The 5,390-nt window shown below is 59.1% G+C and carries 5 protein-coding genes, 1 rRNA gene and 1 pseudogene; 6 read left to right on the forward strand and 1 reads right to left on the reverse strand.

The annotated features are described in order from the left end of the window. Both rrf and AC30NL_RS01165 read left to right on the forward strand, forming a co-directional pair. Window positions 1-90: ribosomal RNA gene (rrf, locus tag AC30NL_RS01160) — 5S ribosomal RNA — on the forward strand; the annotation flags it as partial. 705 nt (window positions 91-795) lie between these two features. Beyond that, window positions 796-1,137, forward strand: a pseudogene (locus AC30NL_RS01165) (methylglyoxal synthase). A 2-nt stretch (window positions 1,138-1,139) separates the two neighbouring features. Here AC30NL_RS01165 and AC30NL_RS01170 read toward each other — a convergent pair. Then, window positions 1,140-1,640, reverse strand: a complete 501-nt coding sequence (locus tag AC30NL_RS01170) for a PIN domain-containing protein (protein ID WP_489462180.1) — start codon at window positions 1,638-1,640, stop codon at window positions 1,140-1,142. Window positions 1,641-1,844: 204 nt separating this feature from the next. Between AC30NL_RS01170 and rpsL the strand changes: the two genes are divergently transcribed. From rpsL to AC30NL_RS01190, 4 genes are all read left to right on the forward strand, one after another. Beyond that, window positions 1,845-2,222: a 30S ribosomal protein S12 gene (gene rpsL, locus AC30NL_RS01175; protein WP_025495254.1), complete on the forward strand. Its 378-nt coding sequence runs from the start codon at window positions 1,845-1,847 to the stop codon at window positions 2,220-2,222. 152 nt (window positions 2,223-2,374) lie between these two features. Continuing rightward, window positions 2,375-2,845: a 30S ribosomal protein S7 gene (gene rpsG / locus AC30NL_RS01180; protein ID WP_489462181.1), complete on the forward strand. Its 471-nt coding sequence runs from the start codon at window positions 2,375-2,377 to the stop codon at window positions 2,843-2,845. An 88-nt stretch (window positions 2,846-2,933) separates the two neighbouring features. After that, entirely contained in the window at window positions 2,934-5,036 is a 2,103-nt protein-coding gene (gene fusA, locus AC30NL_RS01185) for an elongation factor G (protein ID WP_489462182.1), read from the forward strand. Window positions 5,037-5,160: 124 nt separating this feature from the next. Continuing rightward, window positions 5,161-5,390, forward strand: a 230-nt coding sequence (locus AC30NL_RS01190; RefSeq protein ID WP_489462183.1) for a GTP-binding protein, incomplete at its 3' end; no start/stop codon positions are given.

The following is a 5,390-nucleotide window of genomic DNA, read 5'->3' on the forward strand; positions in this document are numbered from 1 at the left end:
CCCACTCCTTCCCATCCCGAACAGGACAGTGAAACGCCTCAGCGCCGATGATAGTGCGGATTCCCGTGTGAAAGTAGGACATTGTCAGGCTATTAATAAAACAGCCCCCGTCAAATGACGGGGGCTTTTTTTATGGCTGGTTGGAGCTATTTGTGGGCATTTTCGGCAAGTTGATCCGTACACGCATTGCTTTATCGACGATGCCCGCGGCCACGTTCGCCACGTCACCGTCTCGACGACTTGCTGCCACACAGCAGCGATATCCACCTTTTCGTAGCGCCATGACTCATGTTGCTGACCCGTTTGCTCAACGCCTGCCACCACTGTCCATGCTTCGTCTACGCCGCCGCGCGACTGATTGCCCCCCGGCATCATCGAGGTGGACGTGCGCCCACGCCGGGGTTCCAAGGCGCACTGCTCATGTTGCGGCAAGCCTGCGCCCGGATATGACGTATTACCTCTGCGGCGGTTTGAGTTCATCCCGATCTGGGGCTATGCCGTGATGCTTGTGTATGCCATGAGGCGCGTGCAGTGTGGCCAATTCGGCGTGAAGGTCGAGTCGGTGCCGAGAGCCACGGGCAAGCACACCCTGACCAAGGCCTACATCTTGTACCTGGCGCACTGGACACGCAATGGGCACGCAAGCTGTCGTGAAAGGAATCGGCGCTGAGCTTTGGCACCACCTGGGACAAGGTCTGCCATGCCGTGGAGTATGTCGTGTAATGGGACTCGATCACCGCGAACTCGGGCCGCTGCGCGCCATCGGGGTGGACGAGATCGCGGTCAATTCCGTCCATGAACATCGCCCTGATCGCGCATGACCACAAGAAGGGCAACATGGTCCTTCTCGCCAACTAGTTTGCACCCTCTCTATCGCAATGTCACCTCGTCGCGACCGGAACGACCGGTGGTGTTCTCCGCGCCGAATCCGGGCACGATGTCGAGCTCATGTTGAGCGGCCCGATGGGCGGTGACTTCAGATCGGCTCCCGTCTCGCTGTCCGCGAGATCGATGCGGTGGTTTTCCTTCGGGACTCGATGACCCCTCAACCGCGTGCTTGTTCGCGCATGCGACGTCCACGACATTCCATGCGCAACCAATCTGACTGGCGGCCGTCTACTACTGCTCGCCCCTTAGCCTTAGCATGGGCTGAATGACGGCAGCCAGACCTCCGGAGTAAGCACTTCCAAACCAAGTGAACGAGTGCGGCGGCCGACCTTCAAAACGGCACGGTCCCGACTCAAAAGCCAGCGTGCATTGTGCGCAAGCGCCAAATCGATGAATTTCTGATCGTCGACATCCGTGGATCGCATGCGTGCAGCTGCACATATCAAGGGGATCTGGTGGGTGAGCGTCGACAAGCGGTCCCACGTCCCCCACAGCCCAAGCAGATCGGGTGCCCAGGCATCGCATACGCCTCGCCCCAATACATGGGCTAACTCGTCACGCATCGCCGGACTTGCCAGCCAACGCAGGCGCCCGCTTGTGAAGTAGTCCGAAAACCGAGCGCAGTAGGGATTGCGAAACACCAGCCAGTCCAAAACCACGTTGGTGTCGATGACGACGTTGAGCACTGTCGGAGCCAAACTGGACACAACGAACGCGGAATCAGTGTTGGAAGAGGCAACGGTCGACGGCATTGGAGGTCCTTGAGGCGCCGTTCTATTGCGGCGCGGGGTTGACCCGAATATACTTGCGGGCTTTTCGGCAGATTCTGCTGCCCTCTTTGTTGGGCGGCCCACCACATAGGTTGACAAAACCAGCATGATGCGTTGGGCTTCCCTCCACTGAGGCGCTTGCATTCCGCCGGAAGCCGAGTGACTTCAAACGGGAACAAGTTACCTATGCCAACCATCAACCAACTCGTGCGTCACGGTCGCGAGACCGAAGCCACGAAGTCCAAGTCGCCGGCGCTGCAAGGAGGCCCCCAGCGACGCGGCGTGTGCACTCGCGTGTACACCACGACTCCGAAAAAGCCGAACTCAGCGCTGCGTAAGGTAGCCAAGGTTCGTCTGACCAACGGATTCGAAATCATCTCCTACATTGGCGGTGAAGGCCACAACCTGCAAGAACACAGCGTCGTACTTGTGCGCGGCGGCCGCGTCAAGGACCTGCCTGGTGTGCGCTATCACATTGTGCGCGGCTCGCTCGACCTTCAGGGCGTGAAAGACCGCAAGCAGTCGCGCTCCAAGTACGGCGCGAAGCGCCCGAAGAAGGCTTAACTGGCGCTGCTGCAACAGCAAAGACCAGTCTGAAGGCTGGCAAAGGATTCGACAAGCATCCATGTTTGTCGAGTAAGTGGGTGCCCCAGGAGTTGCTGGCACCCGAGGCGAAAGCGAAAGCTCCAGCCAACTGAAGCAAAAGGAAGAATGAAATGCCACGTCGTCGCGAAGTCCCCAAACGCGAGATCCTCCCTGACCCGAAATTCGGTTCTGTCGATCTGTCCAAGTTCATGAACGTGATCATGGAGTCGGGCAAGAAGGCTATCGCCGAGCGCATCATCTACGGCGCACTCGAACAGGTCGAAAAGAAGTCTGGCAAGGATCCGCTCGAAATCTTCACGGTCGCGCTGAACAACATCAAGCCGATGGTCGAAGTGAAGTCGCGTCGCGTCGGTGGTGCGAACTACCAAGTTCCCGTGGAAGTTCGTCCTGTCCGCCGCGTGGCTCTGGCTATGCGCTGGTTGAAGGAATCCGCGCGCAAGCGTGGCGAAAAGTCGATGGCGCAGCGCTTGGCCAACGAACTGCTCGAAGCTGTCGAAGGTCGTGGTGGCGCGATGAAGAAGCGTGATGAAGTGCACCGTATGGCTGAAGCCAACAAGGCGTTCTCGCACTTCCGGTTCTAAATTCGACTTCCTGCCAATCAACGTTTCTCTCGGCCGCTCTTCGGGTTTTTCCTAGCCCGCGAGCGGCTCCTGCATTTGGAGTGACATCATGTCCCGCAAGACCCCGATCGAGCGCTACCGGAACATCGGTATCTCGGCGCACATCGACGCCGGCAAAACGACCACGACCGAGCGCATCCTCTTCTACACCGGCGTGAACCACAAGATCGGTGAAGTGCACGACGGCGCTGCGACCATGGACTGGATGGAGCAGGAGCAAGAGCGCGGCATCACGATCACCTCGGCTGCCACCACTTGCTTCTGGAAAGGCATGGAAATGTCCTTCCCAGAGCATCGCATCAACATCATCGACACTCCCGGTCACGTTGACTTCACGATTGAAGTAGAGCGCTCGATGCGTGTGCTCGACGGCGCCTGCATGGTCTACTGCGCCGTGGGCGGCGTGCAGCCACAATCGGAAACCGTTTGGCGCCAAGCCAACAAGTACAAGGTCCCCCGCCTCGCGTTCGTCAACAAGATGGACCGCACCGGCGCGAACTTCTTCAAGGTCTACGACCAGATGAAGGTTCGCCTGAAGGCCAACCCCGTGCCGATCGTGATCCCCATCGGATCCGAAGAAAACTTCACCGGCGTGATCGACCTCATCAAAATGAAGGCGATCATCTGGGACGAGGCTTCGCAAGGCATGAAGTTCGACTACAAGGAAATTCCCGCGGACCTACTGGCTGATGCTCAGAAGTGGCGCGAGAACCTGGTCGAGGCTGCCGCTGAATCCAGCGAAGTGCTGATGAACAAGTATCTCGAATCGGGCGAGCTGTGCGAAGACGAGATCAAGCTGGGCATTCGCGCGCGCACCATCGCGACGGAAATTCAGCCGATGTTGTGCGGTACCGCCTTCAAGAACAAGGGCGTGCAGCGAATGCTAGACGCCGTCATTGAATTCATGCCGTCACCGATCGACATTCCGCCGGTTCCCGGTCATGACGACGACGACAAGGAGGTCGTCCGTCACGCTGACGACAACGAGAAGTTCGCGGCACTTGCATTCAAGCTGATGACCGACCCTTACGTCGGCCAGCTTACTTTCGTGCGTGTCTATTCGGGCGTACTGAAGTCGGGCGACTCGGTCTACAACCCGATCCGCGGCAAGAAAGAGCGCATCGGCCGGATTCTCCAAATGCACGCTAACCAGCGTGAAGAAATCAAGGAAATTCTGGCTGGCGATATCGCTGCCTGCGTGGGTCTGCGCGAAGTGACCACCGGCGAAACGCTGTGCGACCCGACCGCGATCGTCACGCTCGAAAAGATGATCTTCCCGGAGCCGGTGATTTCGCAGGCTGTCGAGCCCAAGACCAAGGCCGACCAGGAAAAGATGGGCATCGCCCTGGGCCGTCTGGCTCAGGAAGACCCGTCCTTCCGTGTCAAGACCGACGAAGAATCCGGCCAGACCATCATTTCGGGCATGGGCGAGCTCCATCTAGAAATCATCGTCGACCGCATGAAGCGGGAATTCGGCGTCGAAGCCAACGTCGGCAAGCCGCAGGTGGCCTACCGCGAAACGATTCGCAAGCCGGTTGCGGACATCGAAGGCAAGTTCGTTCGCCAGTCGGGCGGTAAGGGCCAGTACGGTCACGTTGTGTTCAAGGTCGAACCGCAAGAGCCCGGCAAGGGCTTCGAGTTCGTCGATGCGACCAAGGGCGGTGTCGTGCCGCGTGAATTCATCCCCGCCGTCAAGAAAGGCGTGGAAGACTCGCTGCCGAACGGCGTGCTCGCCGGCTATCCGGTGGTCGACGTCAAGGTCACCCTGACTTTCGGTTCGTACCACGAAGTCGACTCGAACGAAAACGCGTTCAAGATGGCCGCCTCGTTCGGTTTCAAGGACGGCTGCCGCAAGGCCTCGCCCGTGATCCTCGAGCCGATGATGGCTGTTGAAGTCGAGACGCCGGAAGACTACGCCGGTGGCGTGATGGGCGATCTGTCCTCGCGTCGCGGCATGGTCCAAGGCATGGACGACATGCCTGGCGGCGGCAAGGTCATCAAAGCCGAAGTTCCTCTGTCGGAAATGTTCGGCTATTCGACGACCCTGCGTTCGATGTCGCAGGGCCGTGCCACGTACACCATGGAGTTCAAGCACTACAGCGAAGCTCCGAAGAACGTGGCCGACGCGATCATCACTGCGCGCGGAAAGTAAGAAACAAGCTGGACGAGCCGGTCTTGGGCGGGGCGCCCTCTGCTGCCAGTGGCAGTGGGATGAACACCCCACCGGAGACCTTAAACACCACACTGGAACTGCTCTTTGATACGGAGATTTAAAAATGGCAAAAGGCAAATTTGAACGGACGAAGCCGCACGTGAACGTGGGGACGATCGGGCACGTGGACCACGGCAAGACGACTTTGACGGCGGCGATCACGACGGTGCTGTCGAGCAAGTTCGGCGGCGAAGCCAAGGCCTACGACCAGATCGACGCGGCGCCCGAAGAAAAGGCGCGCGGCATCACGATCAACACCGCGCACGTCGAGTACGAGACCGCCAACCGCCACTA

Source organism: Rhizobacter sp. (assembly GCA_021153565.1).
In the GTDB taxonomy this organism is placed as follows: domain Bacteria; phylum Pseudomonadota; class Gammaproteobacteria; order Burkholderiales; family Burkholderiaceae_C; genus Albitalea.

Coding starts and splice junctions, on each gene's coding strand:
- rpsG (WP_489462181.1), top strand. CDS start 2,375: ATGCCACGTCGTCGCGAAGTCCCCAAACGCGAGATCCTCCCTGACCCG.
- fusA (WP_489462182.1), top strand. CDS start 2,934: ATGTCCCGCAAGACCCCGATCGAGCGCTACCGGAACATCGGTATCTCG.
- AC30NL_RS01170 (WP_489462180.1), bottom strand. CDS start 1,640: ATGCCGTCGACCGTTGCCTCTTCCAACACTGATTCCGCGTTCGTTGTG.
- rpsL (WP_025495254.1), top strand. CDS start 1,845: ATGCCAACCATCAACCAACTCGTGCGTCACGGTCGCGAGACCGAAGCC.